This is a genomic window from Bacillus sp. NPDC094064 (assembly GCF_050279585.1).
Taxonomy (GTDB): Bacteria; Bacillota; Bacilli; order Bacillales; family Bacillaceae_G; genus Bacillus_A.
This window is the reverse complement of the sequence record NZ_JBNNUI010000004.1, coordinates 114,583-131,003: the sequence shown is the minus strand read 5'-3', so window position 1 is coordinate 131,003 and position 16,421 is coordinate 114,583. Positions and strand designations below refer to the sequence as shown.

14 protein-coding genes are annotated in these 16,421 nt (G+C 36.2%); 13 read left to right on the top strand and 1 reads right to left on the bottom strand.

Going from position 1 to position 16,421, the window contains the following annotated elements:
• Positions 1-491: 491 nt before the first annotated feature.
• Positions 492-1,610, bottom strand: a complete 1,119-nt coding sequence (gene ytvI / locus ACQKNI_RS11175; protein ID WP_088230821.1) for a sporulation integral membrane protein YtvI — start codon at positions 1,608-1,610, stop codon at positions 492-494.
• A gap of 433 nt (positions 1,611-2,043) precedes the next feature.
• Between ytvI and ACQKNI_RS11170 the strand changes: the two genes are divergently transcribed.
• From ACQKNI_RS11170 to ACQKNI_RS11110, 13 genes are all read left to right on the top strand, one after another.
• The gene (locus ACQKNI_RS11170) at positions 2,044-2,505 is read left to right on the top strand and encodes a DUF441 domain-containing protein (RefSeq protein ID WP_000625505.1); all 462 of its coding nucleotides are present in this window, start codon (positions 2,044-2,046) and stop codon (positions 2,503-2,505) included.
• 387 nt (positions 2,506-2,892) lie between these two features.
• Positions 2,893-4,041 (top strand): citrate synthase, encoded by a 1,149-nt coding sequence (citZ, locus tag ACQKNI_RS11165; RefSeq protein ID WP_140417363.1) that lies wholly within the window; start codon positions 2,893-2,895, stop codon positions 4,039-4,041.
• A gap of 160 nt (positions 4,042-4,201) precedes the next feature.
• Positions 4,202-5,494: an NADP-dependent isocitrate dehydrogenase gene (gene icd / locus ACQKNI_RS11160; protein ID WP_000206898.1), complete on the top strand. Its 1,293-nt coding sequence runs from the start codon at positions 4,202-4,204 to the stop codon at positions 5,492-5,494.
• Positions 5,495-5,513: 19 nt separating this feature from the next.
• Positions 5,514-6,452 (top strand): malate dehydrogenase, encoded by a 939-nt coding sequence (gene mdh / locus ACQKNI_RS11155; RefSeq protein ID WP_088230818.1) that lies wholly within the window; start codon positions 5,514-5,516, stop codon positions 6,450-6,452.
• A 216-nt stretch (positions 6,453-6,668) separates the two neighbouring features.
• Complete coding sequence (locus ACQKNI_RS11150; RefSeq protein WP_088230817.1) at positions 6,669-7,142, top strand: MaoC family dehydratase; 474 nt, start codon at positions 6,669-6,671, stop codon at positions 7,140-7,142.
• A gap of 77 nt (positions 7,143-7,219) precedes the next feature.
• Positions 7,220-7,456 carry a hypothetical protein gene (locus tag ACQKNI_RS11145; RefSeq protein ID WP_088230816.1) on the top strand — a complete coding sequence of 79 codons (237 nt, stop codon included), beginning with the start codon at positions 7,220-7,222 and terminating at the stop codon, positions 7,454-7,456.
• 162 nt (positions 7,457-7,618) lie between these two features.
• Positions 7,619-8,338 (top strand): two-component system response regulator PhoP, encoded by a 720-nt coding sequence (gene phoP / locus ACQKNI_RS11140; protein WP_088230815.1) that lies wholly within the window; start codon positions 7,619-7,621, stop codon positions 8,336-8,338.
• The gene (phoR, locus tag ACQKNI_RS11135; protein ID WP_098841308.1) at positions 8,331-10,100 is read left to right on the top strand and encodes a sensory box histidine kinase PhoR; all 1,770 of its coding nucleotides are present in this window, start codon (positions 8,331-8,333) and stop codon (positions 10,098-10,100) included. Before phoP ends, phoR begins: the two co-directional genes overlap by 8 nt.
• Before the next feature lie 285 nt (positions 10,101-10,385).
• Complete coding sequence (gene polA, locus ACQKNI_RS11130; protein WP_141556604.1) at positions 10,386-13,019, top strand: DNA polymerase I; 2,634 nt, start codon at positions 10,386-10,388, stop codon at positions 13,017-13,019.
• A 12-nt stretch (positions 13,020-13,031) separates the two neighbouring features.
• Positions 13,032-13,862, top strand: a complete 831-nt coding sequence (gene mutM / locus ACQKNI_RS11125) for a DNA-formamidopyrimidine glycosylase (RefSeq protein WP_098253180.1) — start codon at positions 13,032-13,034, stop codon at positions 13,860-13,862.
• Positions 13,863-13,934: 72 nt separating this feature from the next.
• Positions 13,935-14,567, top strand: a complete 633-nt coding sequence (gene ytaF, locus ACQKNI_RS11120; RefSeq protein WP_000281732.1) for a sporulation membrane protein YtaF — start codon at positions 13,935-13,937, stop codon at positions 14,565-14,567.
• 53 nt (positions 14,568-14,620) lie between these two features.
• Positions 14,621-15,223, top strand: a complete 603-nt coding sequence (gene coaE / locus ACQKNI_RS11115) for a dephospho-CoA kinase (protein ID WP_088230811.1) — start codon at positions 14,621-14,623, stop codon at positions 15,221-15,223.
• 109 nt (positions 15,224-15,332) lie between these two features.
• On the top strand, positions 15,333-16,361 hold the full coding sequence (locus ACQKNI_RS11110; RefSeq protein ID WP_088230810.1) for a glyceraldehyde-3-phosphate dehydrogenase: 1,029 nt from the start codon (positions 15,333-15,335) through the stop codon (positions 16,359-16,361).
• The last annotated feature ends 60 nt before the right edge of the window (positions 16,362-16,421 follow it).

The following is a 16,421-nucleotide window of genomic DNA, read 5'->3' as shown; positions in this document are numbered from 1 at the left end:
TCAATCTAAGCACTATTTTTTTGTTCAGTGAAAGTGTGGGTAATAGGGGGACTGCTGATAGAAGTTCTACTTTAGTATGTTTGTTGTGTGTTTTCGCTTGAGCCTTTGTTCGGGTTCGATTAAATATGTGATGTTAGCTTTTATTCGTTTTTGGCGAATAGAAATTATGCTAAATAAAGGATCGATCGGGCGAAGGGGTTAGGTAAGAGTAGGAAAAACGTAGATTAAGCTTTCTATTATACCATTTTGTATATTTATTCATTTACATAAAAAGTAATAAATGTAAGTAATAATTATAAAACAGATAGAATAAATATGTAAAAATACCTCAGAATATGCGTTTTTATGCAAAAAAACAAGAGTATTATCCTTTTTATGGGAAATTCTCTTATTGCATGTGAGTAGTGTGAAAAATAAGTATAAGGAATAATCAGTGGGAATTTCCCACTGATTACAGTTAAGTTTTTTTGTTGTATATGAATTAGAAATTATTATTTTGAAGGTGATCCTTTAATATATTTCCACAAGTCATGGAATACGTTAGCTTTGTGTAATGTATTAAGTAGTACTAATGTGACTGGACCGATGATTAATCCTAAGAAACCAAAGAGCTTAAAGCCGACAAATAGAGCGATTAGTGTCGCTAATGGATCGAGGCCGATGTTAGAGGAAAGTACTTTAGGCTCCATAATTTGTCTTTGGACAATCACGACGATGTATAAAATGAGAAGACCGATGGCGAATGCGGTGTCGCCAGTGAAAAATACGTATATAACCCAAGGAACGAAGACAGCTCCTGTTCCTAAATACGGGAGTAAATCTACAACTCCTGTAATAATTGCGATAGTAATAGCGTATGGTACGCGTAATATTAAAAGCCCGATTAGTACAATAATGGTTGTCATAGATACGAGTGTAAGTTGTGCTTTAACAAAACCGAACAATGCTTTTCTTAAATCGACAAAAATCGTTTTTCCGTAGCCGTGTACCCGATTAGGGAGCAATTTTCTTACTTTCTGAGCAAGACGGTGCCAATCGTAACTAATGAAGAAAGTGGCTAATAAAACGAATACAAGGACAGTTAAAGTCGTTGGTAATGCGCTAATGAAATTTGTTAACCCGCTTATAATAGCTGTTAAAAGTTCTTTCATTTGCGTCGTTGCTTCAGTTCCTAAGTTTTGAATGTTTTGTGTAATCGTATAGCGCTGTGGTTCTCCGAGATGATTAAATTTTGAGATTAAATCATCGTAGAGAGGCATAATATGATTAAGTGCAAATTGCTGAGCGAATGTAACGATATCTGGAAACTTCACTGTAACAATTTGTAGTAAGTATGTTGTGGCGGATATTGCTTCCGTTACAAGGTATGTAACAAGTCCGACGATAGCTCCGAATACGAGAATTAAGCTAACGAGTACTGCCAGTGCGCGAGGAAATTGTAGTTTTTGATTAAGAAAATTGACGACAGGATTAATCAAATAAGCAAATGCAAAAGCGATAATAAAAGGATAGATAAGCCCTGACATATATAACAATGCATAGAACCCAACTACCGTTGCTACAATGACAAATATAAGTCGCAATATCATATATAGTAAGTTTCGGTTCAAAGATGTATACCTCCCATTCCGATTTGTATTATCCTAATCTGTTCAACTTATAACGAGTGTGTCCTCACTGATTAAAGTTTCACTTTATGTTATAGTGGAATGATGGATTTATCCTGCTTTTTTCGGTATATGAATGACTGTAAAAGCTTGTTGTTGATGCCTCTACTATATGGTAAAAACTTCATTTTCTCTTCTTTTTATTTTACCTGTTTCTTATTAGAAAAGAAAGGAGAGACAATCGTTTTCAAAATTGTATACATGCTTTAATTTTTTGTGTTAAAGTCTCGTTTTGTAATGTAAAAATACATATAAAAATGAAGTTGTTTCCTGTTTGTCATTGGCAAATATGGGTGGATATGGCATGTATAACGATGGGTTTAAAGGTATTTTCGTTTGGAAACGAGTTCATTATTTTCAGAAAGGAAGTGTAATCATGATTAGTCAGTCGACGTTATTTTTATTCATACTACTTATCATAGGACTTATTGCGAAAAACCAGTCGCTTACTGTAGCGATTGGTGTGTTGTTTTTATTGAAGTTTACGTTTTTAGGAGATAAAGTCTTTCCTTATTTACAAACGAAAGGGATTAACCTCGGTGTAACAGTCATTACAATAGCAGTACTCGTACCGATTGCGACGGGAGAAATCGGTTTTAAACAACTGGGAGAAGCGGCAAAATCGTATTATGCATGGATTGCTCTAGCTTCAGGGGTAGCGGTTGCTTTGTTAGCGAAAGGCGGCGTGCAATTATTGGCGACGGATCCTCATATTACAACTGCGCTTGTTTTTGGGACAATTATAGCGGTTGCCTTATTTAATGGGGTTGCTGTAGGTCCGTTAATTGGGGCTGGAATTGCCTATGCAGTTATGAGTATTATACAGATGTTTAAATAAGGAATTTTATAGTAATATAAAAATTTTGAATTCTTTCTGTTCACAAAAGTCAGATAATTGTTTATAATAGGATTAGAAACTTTGAAAAGTTACATAACAGCAGAGACTTTACACCAGATAAAATAAAAACAACATAAAACAATTTTATAATGATATTGTTTTATGTTGTTTTTATCATAAAACTCTTCGGAATTCATTTTCCTCACTAACTTGTTGTTTTGAGCGTGAGGATTCGGGGAGACATTCACGCTCATGCTTTCCATGTTGGTAATGGACATTAAGAGGGGAACATCGCAAAAAATTTGCATGATCGTGCATTTTGCTTGCCTAAAGAGTGAACGGGCGTTCATAATTTATAAGGGGAGCAAATAGATATAAGGAGCAAGGTTGGGAGAATTTTCAGGAAAAGGAGAGAATGTCATGACTGTTATTCGAGGTTTAGAAGGGGTAGTAGCAACAACATCATCTGTGAGCTCTATTATTGATGATACATTAACTTATGTTGGGTATAATATTGATGATTTAGCTGAGAATGCTACGTTTGAAGAAGTAGTGTACTTATTATGGCACCGCAAGCTTCCTAACGAAAAAGAACTAGCGGAATTTACAGATACTGTATCTGAATATTATAAAGTTCCAGGTGAGATTTTAACATATTTGAAACAAGTAGATTTAAAAATCGCACATCCGATGTCTGTTTTACGAACTGCAATTTCCATGCTATCATTATACGATGAGAGCGCTGAAATTATGGATGGGAAGTCCAATTATTTGAAAGCGGTTAAATTACAGGCTCAAGTGGGAACGTTAATTGCTGCTTATGCGAGAATTCGTAAAGGTTTAGACGTTGTTGAGCCGAAAAAAGAGTTATCATTAGCTGCAAACTTCTTGTACATGTTAAATGACCGCGAGCCAAATGAAGTTGAAATTGAAGCTTTTGATAAGGCGCTTGTCCTTCATGCGGATCATGAGTTAAACGCTTCTACATTTACTGCACGTGTTTGCGTAGCTACACTTTCAGATGTATATTCTGGTATTACAGCAGCAATCGGTGCATTAAAAGGTCCTCTTCACGGCGGGGCAAATGAAAATGTAATGAAGATGTTAACTGAAATTGGCGAAGAAGAAAATGTAGAATCATATATTCATAATGCTCTTCAAAATAAAGTGAAAATTATGGGATTTGGCCACCGTGTATATGAGCATGGTGATCCACGTGCAAAACATTTACGTGAAATGTCTAAGAGATTATGCGTGCTTTTAGGAGAAGACAAATGGTATAATATGTCTATCAAAATTGAAGACATTGTAACAAAAGAAAAAGGTCTTCCACCAAATGTTGATTTCTATTCAGCTTCTGTATACCATTGTTTAGGAATTGACCATGACTTATTTACACCTATTTTTGCAATTAGCCGTATGTCAGGCTGGTTAGCTCATATTCTAGAACAATATGAAAACAACCGTTTAATCCGTCCGCGTGCTGATTATAACGGACCAACACATCAAGTGTATGTTCCAATTGCACAACGATAAGCGAAAAACACTATTTTGATAGTGAAAATACGCTTTCAAAAGTCTGATTTTTTCGGAAAGATGTAATGATTAGAATATTTTAATTTGACTAACGGTTTGAACTGAGGGGTTATTCCCTCAGTTTCATACATATGAAATTTCAAACATGGGGGTTATCACATTGACGACAGGTGAAAAAATTACTGTAACTAATGGTGTTATGAATGTACCAAACAATCCGATTATTCCATTTATCGAAGGAGATGGAATTGGTCCTGATATTTGGGCAGCAGCATCTCGCGTACTAGAAGCGGCAGTGGAAAAAGCTTATGATGGTGAGAAGAAAATCGTTTGGAAAGAAGTGCTTGCAGGGGAAAAAGCATTCAACCAAACAGGCGAGTGGTTACCAGAAGAAACTTTAAATTTAATCCGTGAATATTTAATCGCGATTAAAGGCCCACTTACAACTCCAGTTGGCGGTGGTATTCGTTCTCTAAACGTAGCGCTTCGTCAAGAATTAGATTTATATGTATGTCTACGTCCAGTTCGTTACTTTGAAGGTGTTCCTTCACCTGTAAAACGTCCGGAAGATACTGATATGGTTATTTTCCGTGAAAATACAGAAGACATTTATGCTGGAATTGAATATGCACAAGGATCTCCAGAAGCAGAAAAAGTTCTTGCTTTCTTAAAAGAAGCAATGGGTGTTAATAAAATCCGCTTCCCAGAAACATCTGGTATTGGTATTAAGCCAATCTCAGAAGAAGGGACAAAGCGTCTTGTTCGTGCTGCAATTCAATATGCAATTAACGAAAAACGCTCTTCTGTTACACTAGTTCATAAAGGAAACATTATGAAATTTACAGAAGGTGCTTTCAAAAACTGGGGTTATGAAGTAGCGGAACAAGAATTCGGCGACAAAGTATTTACTTGGGCTGAATATGATCGTATCGTTGAAAAAGATGGAAAAGATGCAGCGAATAAAGCGATGGCAGACGCGGAAGTGGCTGGAAAAATCATCGTAAAAGATTCTATTGCAGACATCTTCTTACAACAAATTTTAACTCGTCCACGTGAGTTCGATGTTGTTGCAACAATGAACTTAAACGGAGATTACATCTCTGATGCACTTGCTGCACAAGTAGGTGGAATTGGTATTGCACCTGGTGCAAACATTAACTATGTGACTGGACATGCTATCTTTGAAGCTACACATGGTACAGCTCCAAAATATGCAGGTTTAGATAAAGTAAATCCATCTTCTGTACTTCTTTCTGGTGTATTATTATTAGAGCACTTAGGATGGAACGAAGCTGCGAAATTAGTAACAGCTTCAGTTGAGAAAACAATTGCATCAAAAGTAGTAACATACGACTTCGCTCGTCTAATGGAAGGCGCAACAGAAGTGAAATGTTCTGAGTTCGCTAATGAACTTATTAAAAACATGGATGTAGCGATAATCAAAAACGCATAATTAAAGTGAGGGGTAAATTATGACAATCAAACGCAAGAAAGTTTCAGTCATCGGTGCAGGATTTACAGGAGCAACAACAGCATTCTTATTAGCACAAAAAGAACTTGCAGATGTTGTATTAGTGGACATTCCACAACTGGAAAATCCAACAAAAGGGAAAGCGTTGGATATGTTAGAAGCGAGCCCAGTACAAGGTTTTGATGCTAACATTATTGGAACATCTGATTACGCAGATACTGCTGATTCTGACGTTGTCGTTATTACAGCAGGTATTGCACGTAAGCCTGGTATGAGCCGTGATGACTTAGTAGCAACAAACTCTAAAATTATGAAAAGTATTACGCGCGACATTGCAAAACATTCACCAAATGCGATTATTCTTGTATTAACAAATCCAGTTGATGCAATGACATATTCTGTATTTAAAGAAGCGGGATTCCCGAAAGAACGTGTAATCGGTCAATCGGGCGTATTAGATACAGCTCGTTTCCGTACATTCATTGCGCAAGAATTAAATCTTTCTGTGAAAGACATTACAGGATTTGTTCTTGGTGGACACGGTGACGATATGGTACCTCTTGTACGTTATTCCTATGCAGGTGGCATTCCGTTAGAAACGTTAATTCCGAAAGAGCGTTTAGAAGCAATTGTAGAACGTACACGTAAAGGTGGCGGCGAGATTGTAGGCTTATTAGGAAACGGTAGTGCATATTACGCACCAGCTGCTTCTTTAGTTGAAATGACAGAAGCAATCTTAAAAGATCAACGTCGTGTATTACCGGCTATTGCGTACCTTGAAGGTGAATATGGTTATAGTGACCTTTACTTAGGGGTACCAGTAATTCTAGGTGGTAACGGAATTGAAAAAATTATTGAGTTAGAACTTCTTGCAGAGGAAAAAGAAGCGTTAGATCGCTCTGTAGAATCTGTACGTAACGTTATGAAAGTTCTTGTTTAATAATTAAATATAAGCGGAAAAAGATTCGGGGCCCCGAATCTTTTTCTACTATTTATTAAAATGTTTTTTTGAAATAATATGAAAACGCTATCATTTGGTGTATCCTATAATGAAACAATAGACTTATACTATACATTGCCCTCATCATAGTAAGTTTCGGATAAGGTATCGCTTTTAGTAGGATAATAAGGTGAAAAAATCGGAGGGGGTTGTAACATGTTAAAGAAAAAAGTTCAAATTGGTCGTAAAATGGATGAAATTACAGTAGGAGAGAAATTATCTATCACTGAAAAAATTGAGGATAAAGATTTGTTATTGTACTTAGGATTAACGAATGATGCCAATCCATTATATATTCAGCATGATTACGCATCCCAAACTCCGTATGAAAAGCCGATTGTACCAAGCATTATGCTAACTGGGATGATTACAACGGCAGTTACGAAATATTTACCAGGTCCAGGTAGTCATATTACTAGGAAGGACCTTACGTTCGTGAAGCATGTTCACCATTATGAAACGTTACAAATCCACTTTGAAGTTGTGGGTGTTTCTGAGGAGGAACATACAATTGATATGCTTGTATCTGCTCATGATGAAAAAGGAGATACTGTTGTGAAAGGCTCATTAACAGTAACACCGCCTTATAAATCAGTTTCTATTATGGAAAAAGCATTAGATAATTTTTAAAAGATGAAAATACGAATAGCGCTAGCATACCTTTAATAAGGAAGCTAGCGCTATTTTTTTGAAAGGGGGATATAACTGTGAAATGGGAAAGAGAGGATATAATCTTTGAAACGATAAGGGAAGCTGAAGTGTGGGCCGACGGGGTCGCGAATGAAATGTATGGGAGAGTATTTGATGGATATGAAACACCGGATTATAAAATAGCATATGCTCTTTCGTTTTTCCTAGCGCAAAATCAAGATTTTATAGTTCATACGGAAGTGAGCTTTAAAAAAGAGAGAGCGATCTATAAAGTTTGGCAAAATCCTGTGTAGTTGAAGGTGAAGTGTAATTACTTCTATTTTCTTAGTTGTATACAAACGAACTCCATGAATAGACAATTATATTGAGGGGGAACCTGTTTTCTAGTATGATGAGAATAACGGGGAAAATACTAGGATGAAGAAGGTTTCAAGTCTATAACTTGGAGGAAAAGAATGAACAATCGTATTTTAGTAGTTGATGATGAGGAGTTTATCTTAACTTTAATTGAATTTAATTTACAACAAGCTGGTTTTGAAGTGATAACAGCGATGGATGGAGAAATGGCGCTTCAAAAAGCGACAACAGAACGTCCAGATTTAATTATATTAGATTTAATGCTTCCGAAAATGGATGGTATGGAAGTTTGTAAAGAATTACGATTGCAGCGTGTCATGACGCCGATTTTAATGTTAACAGCAAAAGATGATGAATTTGATAAGGTGCTAGGTCTTGAACTTGGGGCAGATGATTATATGACGAAGCCATTTAGTCCAAGGGAAGTTGTTGCCCGTGTGAAGGCGATTTTACGTCGTACGAAATTGCAACAAGAAGAACAAGTTGTAGAAGCACCAGCCGAAGATAGCATTATAATTGCAGAACTTAAAATTTTACCGGAGTTTTATGAGGCTTATTTCCAAGGCAGAAAGCTTGAATTAACACCAAAAGAATTTGAACTACTTGTATATCTTGCGAAAAATAAAAGTCGCGTGTTGACGCGTGATCAATTATTAAGTGCTGTATGGAATTATGATTTTGCTGGTGATACACGAATTGTTGATGTCCATATTAGCCACTTGCGCGATAAAATTGAACAAAATACGAAAAAACCGACGTACATTAAAACGATACGTGGTTTAGGATATAAATTAGAGGAGCCGAAGGGGGATGAATAAATTTCGTTCCAGGCTTCTTTTTACATTTGTTTCTCTTGTTGTGTTTATATTAGTCGGACTAGGTTTATTGCTAGAAACTGTTTTTGAAAACTACTATATAGATCATGCTAAAGAGAGAATGGTAAAAGAGACAGGGTATGTCGCAGTATTAGCAGAAGAACAAGGTTTTGATGATGTTTTAAAAAATCCGTATGTATTTGAAAAGTTAGAAGAGAAAATACCAGCTTCTATTATATTTGTGGATGAAAAAAAGAAAGTTCAATATAGCAAAGGCAAAGGTCAACAAGCTGCATTTAGTCCAGAGATAATTAAAGAACTTTCTTCCGAAACAGCGAAACAAAGAAATAAGGTTATTACGAAAGAAACGGATCAAAAGAATGAGTTTTATCATGCTATATTTGTTCAGGATGTAGAGGGAAAACAAGGATATATTTTGGTGAAAAGTACAATTGATACTTTGAGGGATGTTCACCAAAAAACGTGGGGATTATTAATTATCGGATTTGTTATCGCTTGTCTCGTAGTCGTATTTCTAGGCGTGAAAATTACAGGGCAGTACATTAGGCCGATTGAATCAGTTACGAAAGTTGCAATCGAATTAGCGAAGGGTAATTATAAAGCGCGTGCATACGAAAGTCATTCGGATGAAACTGGGATGTTGAGTAAAGCAATTAATATTTTAGCGCGTAACTTACAAGAGATGACACTTGAACAAGAAATGCAACAAGACCGTTTGCACACATTAATTGAAAATATGGGAAGTGGAATGATTTTAATTGATAGCCGCGGTTATATAAATCTTGTAAACCGTTCGTATAAGGAGACTTTCCACGTAACAGACGAAGAATATTTAGATCGTTTATACTACGAGTCGTTTCATCATACAGAAATTATAGAGCTTGTGGAAGAAATCTTTATGACAGAAGTGAAAGTGCGTAAACAAATGTTGTTGCTACTTGGTATTGAGCGAAAGCATTTTGAAGTATACGGAGCGCCAATTATTGGGACAAACCATGAGTGGAAAGGAATTGTTCTCGTATTCCATGACATTACTGAGCTGAAGAAGTTAGAACAAATGAGAAAAGACTTCTTAGCGAATGTTTCGCATGAACTAAAGACGCCAATTACTTCTATTAAAGGTTTTTCAGAAACGCTCTTGGATGGGGCGATGGATAATAAAAAATTCTGCGAACATTTCTTACACATTATTTTAAAAGAGAGTGAACGCATGCAAGGCTTAATTGAAGATTTATTAGATTTGTCAAAGATTGAGCAACAAGGGTTTAAATTAAATATGGGGACCGTTGATATGAAGGGGCTTCTTGAAGATATTCATATGGTGCTGGATAATAAGGCAGGCGAAAAAGAAATCTCTTTACAAGTGAATGTATTGAAACGTGTTTCTGTCATTGGAGATCCAAGCCGATTGAAACAAATCTTTATAAATTTAATTAATAACGCAGTCGTATATACACCAGCTGGAGGCGTTGTTTCTGTAGAGTTAGCAGAAGATAAATATAATGCTTATATAAAAGTATCTGATACTGGAATTGGTATTAGTAAAGATGAAATTCCACGTATTTTTGAACGCTTTTATCGAGTGGATAAAGCGAGAAGTAGAAATACTGGTGGTACAGGCCTTGGGTTATCGATTGTAAAGCATTTAGTTGAGGCGCATCACGGTACAATTACAGTGGATAGTGAAGTTGGAGAAGGGACAACATTTACGGTTGTTTTACCAAAATCGGCAACTGATAAATAGGATGATGGATGTTTACAATATATTAACAATGGCTTAATTAAATATTAATAAAGCTCTGTTAATATAATAGATGAAAACCCCTTCATCCAAGGAGTAATTTTGGACGAGAATAGTTGTGCTATTCTCGTCACTTCCCTTTATGCTAATATAAGCCTGTATTATATATGAAGGAAAATAACCGTTATTTCTCTTCTCTCTATTAGTCATGTTAATATAGAGAGAGGAAAGGAACGGTTTTTTTCTGTGAAAAAAATCATTTCAAATTTGTATGGGGAGGTTTCGATTTTGGAAAAAAAAGTCGTACTAGTAGATGGTAATAATATCGCGTATCGTGCTTTCTTTGCACTACCGCTTTTAAATAACGACAAAGGTATACATACGAACGCAATTTACGGTTTTACAATGATGTTAATGAGAATATTAGAGGAAGAAAAGCCGACGCATATGTTAGTAGCATTTGATGCAGGAAAAACAACATTCCGTCATAAAACGTATAGCGAGTATAAAGGAGGGCGTCAAAAAACGCCACCTGAATTATCAGAGCAATTCCCGTTTATTCGTGAGATGCTTGATGCATTCAACGTACCACGTTATGAGCTGGAAAATTACGAAGCGGATGACATTATGGGGACGTTAGCGAAAGAAGCTAGTGAGCAAGGGGCTTACGTTAAAGTTATTTCAGGAGATAAAGATTTACTTCAACTTGTTTCTGATAACACACTTGTATGTATTCCACGAAAAGGGATTACAGAAGTAGATGAATATACGACAGAAGCTTTATTTGAGAAATACAGCTTATCACCAAAGCAAATTATTGATATGAAAGGTTTAATGGGAGACCAATCAGATAATATCCCGGGTGTACCAGGAGTTGGTGAAAAAACTGCGATTAAATTGTTAACACAGTTTGGAACGGTTGAAGAGGTGTATGAAAATATAGATCAAGTAAGTGGGAAGAAATTAAAAGAAAAGCTGGAAGCAAATAAAGACCAAGCTCTTATGAGTAAAGATCTTGCAACTATTATTACAGATGCACCAATTACTGTGCATGTAGATGATATGGAATATAAAGGATATGAACCAAGTGATGTCATTCCAATGTTCGAGAGTTTAGGATTTACATCTCTTTTAAATAAGTTAGGTGTTACGCCGGAGGAAACAGCTCCAGCTGAATTAGATGATATTACATTTGATATCGTGGAAGAAGTTACAGAAGAGATGCTTCAGCAAGATAGTGCGCTTATTGTTGAAGTGCAAGAAGATAATTATCATAAAGCAGATATTCAGGGTTTTGGTATTCAAAATGAAAATGGTTGCTACTTTATTCAGACAGACATTGCCCTTAAGTCAGATGCTTTTAAAGAGTGGCTTGCAAATGGAGAAATGAGAAAGCATACATTTGATGCGAAGCGTGCGATCGTTGCGCTTAAATGGAATGGGATAGATATTCAAGGGATTGACTTTGATTTATTAATCGCTGCGTATTTACTTGATCCAGCTGATACGGACAAAGATTTCCGTACTGTAGCGAAAATGAAAGAAACGCATGCTGTGAAATCCGATGAAGAAGTTTACGGAAAAGGCGCGAAGCGTGCTGTTCCAGAGCTAGAAGTAGTAGCAGAGCATGTCGCTCGTAAAGTGCATGTATTATATGATGTAAAGCAAACATTCATTGAAGAGTTAGAAAAAAATGAGCAATATGAACTATTTACAGAGTTAGAATTGCCACTTGCACGTGTATTAGCTGATATGGAAGTAAAAGGTGTAAAAGTTGATACGGATCGTCTTCGTAATATGGGAGAAGAGCTTGCAGGTAGATTAAAGGAAATGGAACAGGAAATTTATAGGCTTGCGGGAACAGAATTTAATATTAATTCACCGAAGCAGCTTGGTGTTATTCTGTTTGAAAACTTAAACTTACCAGTTATTAAAAAGACGAAAACAGGCTATTCTACGTCAGCTGATGTACTAGACAAGCTTATGGATCACCATGAGATCATTCCAAATATTTTACATTATCGTCAATTAGGGAAACTAAATTCAACTTACATTGAAGGTTTATTGAAAGTTGTACATGAAGATTCATGTAAAATCCATACTCGTTTCAATCAAGTATTAACGCAAACAGGCCGATTAAGCTCAACTGATCCGAACTTGCAAAATATCCCGATTCGATTAGAAGAAGGAAGAAAGATTCGTCAGGCATTCGTTCCATCAGAAGAAGGATGGATTATGTACGCAGCAGATTATTCGCAAATTGAACTTCGTGTATTAGCTCATATTGCAAATGATAAAGGGTTAGTTGAAGCGTTCCAACATGACATGGATATTCATACGAAAACAGCTATGGATGTATTTGGCGTTGAAAAAGATGAAGTAACTTCAAATATGAGACGACAAGCGAAAGCTGTTAACTTCGGAATTGTATATGGTATTAGTGATTATGGTCTTTCGCAAAACTTAGGAATTACAAGAAAAGCAGCAGCAGAATTTATTGAAAAGTATTTAGAAAGTTTCCCTGGTGTACAAGAATACATGGAGGACATCGTAAAAGATGCGAAACAAAAAGGATATGTGGCTACATTATTAAATCGTCGCCGTTATATTCCAGAAATTACGAGTCGTAATTTCAATTTACGTAGCTTTGCTGAACGTACAGCTATGAATACACCAATTCAAGGTACTGCAGCTGATATTATTAAAAAAGCGATGATTATTATGGCGGATCGTCTAGAAGAAGAAGGATTACAAGCGCGCCTTCTTCTGCAAGTGCACGATGAATTAATCTTTGAAGCACCAAAAGAAGAAATTGAAAAATTAGAGAAGCTTGTACCAGAAGTAATGGAACATGCAATTGAACTTGCAGTGCCGCTGAAAGTTGATTATTCTTACGGTCCAACTTGGTACGACGCAAAATAAGGACGTGATGAAATGCCTGAATTACCAGAGGTTGAAAATGTTAGACGGACGCTTGAAAATCTTGTGACAGGAAAAACGATTGAAGATGTCATCGTTACTTATCCAAAAATAGTAAAGCGCCCAGATGATGTGGAAATTTTTAAAGAAATGCTAAGAGGCGAGACGATTGAAAATATAAAGCGAAGAGGAAAGTTTTTGCTTTTATATGTAACGAATTATGTCATTGTTTCCCATTTGCGTATGGAAGGTAAGTTTTTACTACATCAAGAGGGTGAGCCGATTGATAAACATACGCATGTCCGTTTCTTATTTACAGATGGAACGGAATTGCATTATAAAGATGTGAGAAAGTTTGGTACGATGCATCTCTTTAAAAAAGGTGAAGAATTAAATCAAATGCCTCTTGCTGATTTAGGACCGGAGCCATTTGATGCTGAATTGACACCGAAGTATTTACAAGAGAGATTGCAAAAGACAAATCGCAAAATAAAAGTCGTATTATTAGACCAGCGTCTTTTAGTAGGGCTTGGAAATATATATGTAGATGAAGTTTTATTCCGTTCTCACATCCATCCGGAACGGGAAGCGTCGTCTTTAACAGAAGAAGAAATCGAGAGAGTATACGAAGCGATTGTTACAACGCTAGGCGAAGCAGTGAAGCGAGGCGGAAGTACAATTAGAACGTATATCAATTCGCAAGGGCAAATTGGTTCATTCCAAGAACTTCTAAATGTATATGGAAAAAAGGGAGAACCATGTGTGACTTGCGGTACGATTTTAGAAAAAACAGTTGTTGGTGGAAGAGGAACACATTACTGCCCAATTTGTCAGCCTAGAATATAGAAAAGAGATAACATCGGATAGGCATTTGTCATATACATACAGCAGAGCTATGTATAAGGGAGGAGCTTACCGATGTACCTTTATTTATCTCTTATTTTATTAGCTTTTACATTAAGCTTAGATAGCTGTAGTGTAGGGCTAACATATGGTTTAAGAAGTGTAAGGATTCCACTAAGATCAATTATAATTATCGGAATCTGTTCAGCGGCTGTTATGCTTGTTTCAATGGGAATTGGACATATGATCGCGAAAATTTTTTCACCTGTTATCGCAACGCGTATCGGTGGGCTTGTTCTTATTGGAATCGGGATTTGGGTATTATACCAATTTTTTCGGAGTGATAAAAAAGAAGAACCGAAGCAAGAAGAGAAGGTTTGGAAATTAGAGATCGCTTCACTAGGACTAGTGATTCAAATTTTACGGAAACCGACAGTTGCAGATTTTGATAAATCGGGAACTATTTCTGCAGGAGAAGCATTACTTCTCGGTATAGCTCTTTCTGTAGATTCGTTTGGTGCTGGAATTGGTGCATCTTTATTAGGATATGCACCTGCGATGATGGCGGTATTAGTTGCAGTGATGAGTTCTTTGTTTTTATTTATTGGAATGAAACTGGGAACGGTTTTATCAAATATGAAATGGTTACAAAAATTTACATTCCTGCCTGGAGTATTACTCATTATTATTGGAATTTGGAAAATGTAAGTACGGGCGTGGAACATTAGTTTCGCGCCTTTTATATTGTGAGGGGGATTATTATGACAGTAGTAATTGGATTAACGGGAGGCATTGCAAGTGGAAAAAGTACAGTGTCTCAAATGTTTCGTGAGCTAAGTATACCAGTTATTGATGCAGATATTATCGCAAGAGAAGTTGTAGAACGAGGAAAACCAGCATATAACAAAATTGTAGAGGTATTTGGAACGGAAGTGTTACAAAAAGGTGGAGAATTGGATCGCCCGAAATTAGGAAGTGTCGTTTTCCATAATGAAGAAAAACGATTGCAGTTAAATAAAATTGTTCATCCTGCAGTGCGTGAGGAAATGAATACGCAAAAGGAAATGTACATAAAAGAAGGGGTGCAAGCGGTTGTGTTAGATATCCCTCTTTTGTTTGAAAGTAAATTAACAAGTCTCGTGGATCGTGTTTTAGTTGTAGCAGTTACACCGAATATACAATTAGAACGTTTAATGAAACGAAATAACTTTTCAGAAGAAGAAGCAACAGCTCGTATTCAATCTCAGATGACATTGGAAGAAAAAGTAAAATACGCAGATGAAGTGATAAATAATGATGGCACAATTATGGAAACGAAAACACAATTACAGGTTATTTTAAAGAAGTGGAACATTATTACTTAAAAAATTGTGAAATTAATGAAAATGCTTAGTGACATATCTTCTTTTTGTGCTATACTATTATTGGGATTAGAGATAAATAGTATAACGCATTCAAGGGGGATAACATATTATGACTCGTGTGGCAATTAATGGATTTGGACGTATTGGGAGAATGGTATTTCGTCAGGCAATAAAAGAAAGCGCATTCGAAATTGTAGCAATCAATGCAAGCTATCCATCTGAAACGTTAGCACATTTAATTAAATATGATACAGTTCACGGCAAGTTTGACGGAACAGTAGAAGCATTTGAAGATCACTTATTAGTTGATGGGAAAATGATTCGCCTTTTAAACAACCGCGATCCAAAGGAATTGCCTTGGGCAGATCTAGGTGTTGAAGTTGTAATTGAAGCAACTGGTAAATTTAATTCAAAAGAAAAAGCAATTCTTCATGTTGAAGCTGGAGCGAAAAAAGTTATTTTAACAGCGCCTGGTAAAAATGAAGATGTAACAATTGTAGTTGGTGTGAACGAAGACCAACTAGATATTACAAAACATACTGTTATTTCAAACGCATCTTGTACAACAAACTGTTTAGCGCCTGTTGTGAAGGTGTTAGATGAGCAGTTCGGAATTGAAAACGGTTTAATGACGACTGTTCACGCTTATACAAATGACCAAAAAAATATTGATAACCCACATAAAGATTTAAGAAGAGCACGTGCTTGCGGACAGTCAATTATTCCGACAACGACAGGTGCTGCGAAAGCGCTAGCAAAAGTTCTTCCGCACTTAAATGGAAAACTTCATGGTATGGCACTTCGTGTACCAACACCAAACGTGTCTCTTGTTGACTTAGTAGTAGATGTAAAACGTGATGTGACAGTTGAAGCTATTAATGATGCATTCAAAACTGTTGCGAATGGTGCATTAAAAGGCATTGTAGAATTTAGCGAAGAGCCTTTAGTATCTATTGACTTTAATACAAATACACACTCAGCTATTATTGATGGTTTATCTACAATGGTAATGGGTGATCGTAAAGTGAAAGTACTTGCTTGGTATGATAACGAGTGGGGCTACTCTCGTCGTGTTGTAGATCTTGTAACGTTAGTTGTTGATGAATTAGCGAAACAAAAAAATGTGCAACATATTTAAGTGAATGAGGGAGAGGGCAAATAAATATTTGCCCTCTTTTTTTATTTTTTTCTGAAAAGG